The organism is Streptomyces sp. NPDC127119, assembly GCF_042677425.1.
Taxonomy (GTDB): domain Bacteria; phylum Actinomycetota; class Actinomycetes; order Streptomycetales; family Streptomycetaceae; genus Streptomyces.
The window spans coordinates 1-4,644 of sequence record NZ_JBHXTO010000275.1; the positions used below are offsets into that span (position 1 = coordinate 1).

Here is a 4,644-nt window from a genome sequence, read left to right on the forward strand (position 1 = left end):
GAGGCGCGTGAGTGGCCCGAGGTGGACCGCCCCCGCCGGGCCGCCGTCTCCTCCTTCGGTATCAGCGGCACCAACGCCCACGTCATCATCGAACAGGGCCCCGGGACCACCGTCGAGCGGACCGACACCGAATCGGGCGCGAGCACCACACCGGAACCCGCGCTGCCGCACGCCCCGTTCCTGCTGTCGGCCCGCGGCGAGGACGGGCTGCGCGCCCAGGCCGCCCGCCTGCTCGACCATGTCACCACCACCCCGCAGCCGGCTCTCGCCGACATCGGCCGGTCCCTGGCCACCACTCGCACCCTGCACGACCACGCAGCCGTCGTACTGGCCGCCGACCGGGCCGAACTCCTGCGCGGCCTGGCAACGTTGGCCCAGGGCGAGACCTCCCCCAGCGTCTTGCACGCCGGAGAGGCACGCCGGGGGAAGACCGTCTTCCTGCTCACCGGACAGGGCGCCCAGCGACTCGGCATGGGCCGTGAACTGTACGACAGCGCACCGGCGTTCGCCGCTGCCCTGGACGAGATCTGCGCCCTCCTCGACCAGGAACTCGACCAGCCCCTCAAGAGCGTCCTTTTCGCACCCGAGGGCTCCGCGGACTCGGCCCTGCTCGACCAGACGGCGTTCACCCAGGCCGCCCTCTTCGCCCTGGAGACCGCGCTGTTCCGGCTGGCCGAACATCACGGACTCACCCCCGACTTCCTCCTGGGCCACTCCATCGGCGAGGTGACCGCCGCCCATCTGGCCGGGGTGCTCGACCTGCCCGACGCCTGCGTACTGGTCGGCGCCCGAGGACGGCTGATGCAGGCCGCCCGGGAAGGCGGGGCCATGGCGGCCCTGGAGGCAACCGAGGACGAAGTGCGCGCCACCCTCGCCGGACACGGCGACGCGGTGGGGATCGCCGGGGTCAACGGCCCGCGTTCCACCGTCGTCTCCGGGGATGCCGGCGCGGTCGACGCGATCGTCTCCGGCTGGCGGGAGCAGGGGCGGCGGACCAAACGGCTGCCGGTCAGCCACGCCTTCCACTCGGCGCACATGGACGAGATCCTCGACGAGTTCCGCACCGTCGCGGGCACGCTCACCTTCCGCCCGCCGCGTATCCCGGTCGTCTCCAACGTCACCGGCACACTCGCCACACCCGAGGAACTGGCGTCCGCCGACTACTGGGCGGAGCACATCCGCCGCCCGGTCCGCTTTCTCGACGGAGTACGGCTGTTGGCCTCCCAGGGCGTCACCGAGTGGCTCGAACTCGGTCCGGACGGTGTACTCACCGCGCTGGTCCAGGAGACCCTGACTGCCGAAACCGGCGCGCTCACCCCCGTACTGCGCCGCAACCGGCCCGAGACCCTCGCCTTCGCCTCCGCTGTCGGCCTGTTGGCCACCCGCGGCGCCACCGTCCGCTGGGACACGGTGTTCCCCGACGCCCGTACGGTCGACCTGCCCACCTATGCCTTCCAGCGGCAGCGGTACTGGCTGGAGGACCCGGGGAGCCCCGCCGACGCCGCCGGACTGGGCCTCACCGCCACCGGACACCCGCTGCTCGGCGCGGCCGTCGACGTCGCCGGGCGCCCCGAGCACCTCTTCACCGGGCGGCTGTCCCGGCACACCCACGGCTGGGTCACTGATCACGCCGTCGGCGGTACGGTTCTCATCCCCGGCACCGCTCTGCTCGAACTCGCCTTGCGGGCCGGGGAACAGATGGGGGTCCCGCACGTCGTCGAACTGACCCTGACGGCCCCGCTGGTGCTGCCCGAGCACGGCGGAGTCCAGGTACAGGTCGTCGTCGCGGCCCCGGACGACGACGGTGGCCACGACCTGGAGATCCACGCCAGGCCCGAAGCCGGTGACGACCTGCCCGCCGAGCCGTGGACGCTGCACGCCCGGGGCCGGCTCGGACGGCCGGACGGTGCCCCGGTCCACGACGGCGCGAACGGCCTCCCCGCCGCCTGGCCGCCGCCAGGCGCCACAGAGACCGACCTGACGGGGGCCTACGAGCGCCTGGCCGAAGCCCAGTACGCGTACGGTCCGGCCTTCCGTAACCTCCGCCGTCTGTGGACGGCACCGGGCGAGCTCTACGCGGAGGTCGCCCTCGGCGAGGACCAGCACCGGGACGCGGGCCGGTACGCGATCCACCCGGCCCTCCTCGACGCGGCACTCCATCCGCTGCTGCCCGGCGTCACCGAGGACGCCAGCCGGTCATGGCTGCCCTTCTCCTGGTCCGACGTCACTCTGCGGTCCCGGGGCGCCACGGCCCTGCGGGTCCGGCTCACTTTCGACGCCGCCGAGTCCGACGCACCGACGGTCCGGCTCACCGTCGCCGACGACACCGGCGCGCCCGTCGCCACCGTCGAGTCGCTCACTCTGCGGCCGTTGTCGCTTCGGACACTGAGTGCGGCGGCGCACAACGAAGGGGACGCGCTCTTCCGCGTCGACTGGACCCCGATGCCCGGCGGGGACCCCGCCTCCCGGCCCGCCGACTGGGCCGTCCTCGGCTCGCCCCTGCCCGATGGCACGGAGCGCGCGTACGACAGCCCCGAGGCGCTCGCACAGGCCCTGGACGAAGGGGCCGCGGCGCCTTCGGTCCTGCTCGTTCCCTGCGCTCCCGGCATCGCCGAGAGTGGCGACCTGCCGTACCGGGCCCGTACCGGGACGCATCGCGTACTGGCCGCCCTGGGCGCGCTGCTTGCCGACGAACGACTGGCCGCCACCACACTGGTGGTGACGACCCGGGGCGCCGTCGCGGCCGGCCCCGGGAACGCGGTGACCGACCTGTCGCATGCCCCGGTGTGGGGGCTGCTGCGCTCCGCGCAGAGCGAGCATCCGGGCCGAGTCGTCCTGGTCGACGGCGACATTCCGGTCTCCCTGCTGGCACGGGTCGTGGACAGTGGTGAACCCCAGGTGGCGGTGAGGGACGGCGTTCCGCTCGTCCCTCGACTGACCCCCGCGGGCGCCGGGTCCGGCGCGGCGCCAAAGGACGCCCCGCGCTGGGACACCGGCACCGTACTCGTCACCGGAGCCACCGGGGCGCTGGGCGCGGTCGCAGCCCGGCATCTCGTGGTGGAGCAGGGGGTGCGCAGTCTGCTGCTGGTGAGTCGTGGGGGAGGGGATGCCCCGGGTGCTGATGAACTCGCGGCGTCTTTGCGGGAGTTGGGTGCCGAGGTGGAGGTGGTGGGGTGTGATGTGACGGATCGTGTCGCGGTGGAGCGGTTGCTGGGGCGGTTCTCACCGCAGAACCGGTTGGCCGGGGTCGTCCACGCCGCCGGAGTCCTCGACGACGTTCCTGTCGAGGCACTGACGCCTGAGCGGTTGGATGCCGTGCTGCGGCCCAAGGTGGACGCGGCCTGGCATCTGCACGATCTCACCCGCGACATGGACCTCGCCCACTTCGTCCTTTACTCGTCCGTCGCGGGTCTGCTCGGTACCGCGGGTCAGGCCAACTACGCGGCGGGCAACGCCTTCCTCGACGCGCTGGCCGCCCATCGCCGGGGCCTGGGCCTCCCCGCCGTCTCACTCGCCTGGGGACTGTGGGGCGACACCGGCTCCATCGCCGGGCACCTCACCGACACCGACCTCCGCAGGCTGGCGCGCTCCGGACTGCTCCCGCTGGCCGCGGACGACGCCATGCGGCAGTTCGACGCCGCGTCCGCCAGCGGCGAGGCAGTGCTCGCGGTCACCCGCCTGGATACCGGCGCACTGCGGGCGGCCGGTACCGACGCACCGCCCCTGCTGCACGGCCTGCTGCCCGCCAAGCCCCGGCGCTCCACCGCGGTCCGGGGCCGGAGCGGGGACGAGGAAGGCGGAACCGGACTCGCTGAGCGGCTCGCCGCGCTGCCGCCGGCAGACCGCGGACCGTTCCTCGTCGACCTGGTGCGCTCGCGCGTCGCAGTGGTACTTGGCCACCAGAACCCCTCCGGGATCGACCCCGACCGGGCCTTCCAAGAGTTCGGGTTCGACTCGCTGACAGCGGTCGAACTCCGCAACCAGCTGGGGAAGGCGACCGGGCTCCGGCTGCCCACCACCACGGTGTTCGACCACCCCACCCCGGCGGCCCTGGCCGAGCACCTGCGCGGGCAGCTCGCCGTGGACAGCGCGCCGGGCGCGCCCGTCCTGGCGGACCTCTCGCGGCTCAGGTCCGCCATCGAGCAGTCCGCGGCGGACCCCGAGTCCTACCGGGCTGTCACCGCGGGACTCCGCGCACTGCTCGACGCCGCGGACCTCGCTCGCGGGAACAGCGGAGTGAGCGACCTGTCCGAGGAGTCGGCGGACGATCTAGACGCAGCCTCCGACGAGGAGCTCTTCGCGCTCCTCGACGACCTCGACTGACCACGCGCGACACCGCAGTCCCGGCCCTTCGGAGGCCGACAACCACACCACATCTGGGAGTTGAGAAGCATGGCGGACGAGGCGAAGCTGCGCGACTACCTCAAGAAGGCCATCGCGGAGACGCGCGACGCCCGACGGCAACTGCGCGAGACGGAGGAACGTCAGCGGGAGCCCATCGCGATCGTGGGGATGGCGTGCCGGTATCCGGGTGGGGTGGCGTCGCCGGAGGATCTGTGGCGGTTGGTGGAGGCGGGGACGGACGCGGTGAGCGGGTTCCCGGTGAACCGGGGCTGGGACCTGGACGCCCTGTACGACCCCGAC

At 73.3% G+C, this 4,644-nt stretch carries 2 protein-coding genes; both read left to right on the forward strand.

Translation table 11 applies throughout. The annotated features are described in order from the left end of the window. On the forward strand, positions 1 to 4,323 hold a 4,323-nt coding region (locus tag ACFVH5_RS43935), incomplete at its 5' end, for an SDR family NAD(P)-dependent oxidoreductase (RefSeq protein ID WP_385839297.1). A gap of 69 nt (positions 4,324 to 4,392) precedes the next feature. Further along, positions 4,393 to 4,644 (forward strand): beta-ketoacyl synthase N-terminal-like domain-containing protein (locus ACFVH5_RS43940; protein WP_385839298.1); only part of this gene is annotated, 252 nt, incomplete at its 3' end.